Here is a 701-nt window from a genome sequence, read left to right on the forward strand (position 1 = left end):
AATATGTATCCTTGATTTGTTTCTTTTTACATCAGCTTGCCAAATTGTTAAAGAGCAGTTTGAGATAAACTCAAATATAAAAACTTAAAGTTATTAAGCGTTTATATTTGAATTTCTAGAGCAATTATTATCAGTGTAACCAACGGATTTTAGGCTAGGCGCGGTGAACCGAAGCATACTTAGGTATGTGAGGTTCGCTGCAACAACGCATAAAAGGTGGTGGTGGAGTTAAGCGGGATCGAACCGCTGACCTCCTGCGTGCAAGGCAGGCGCTCTCCCAGCTGAGCTATAACCCCTCATAGTTTCTAACAAGGTAATTTCGTGCCAGGCAAGGCATTTTCAAGCGAAGTGTACTTAGGTACACGAGCTTTAAAATAACGCCGCATGGTGCGAAATTTGGTTGGTCTGAGTAGACTCGAACTACCGACCTCACCCTTATCAGGGGTGCGCTCTAACCACCTGAGCTACAGACCAATTTTAACTGGTCTGACTCACTGATACTGCGTTGCACTCTTCGCTCATTTCGTCACGTACTATTAGTACGCTCCTCATTCGCTCATCGCGCGCCTTGTCTCAGCTTCGTCATCCTGCGTTAAATATCACTATCTAACGTTAAAACCGTTTGCTCTATCTCGTGCAATCAATCATCTGTGTGAACACTTATAACTCATTCTATATAGGTAAGGAGGTGATCCAACCGC

The 701-nt window shown here is 43.7% G+C and carries 2 tRNA genes; both read right to left on the reverse strand.

What is annotated here, in order from left to right:
• Positions 1 to 220: 220 nt before the first annotated feature.
• A tRNA-Ala gene (locus tag IE070_RS16520) sits at positions 221 to 296 on the reverse strand.
• Between the two features lie 101 nt (positions 297 to 397).
• A tRNA-Ile gene (locus IE070_RS16525) sits at positions 398 to 474 on the reverse strand.
• Positions 475 to 701: the final 227 nt, after the last annotated feature.

The sequence above is a fragment of the Alishewanella tabrizica genome (assembly GCF_014652375.1).
GTDB lineage: Bacteria > Pseudomonadota > Gammaproteobacteria > Enterobacterales > Alteromonadaceae > Alishewanella > Alishewanella tabrizica.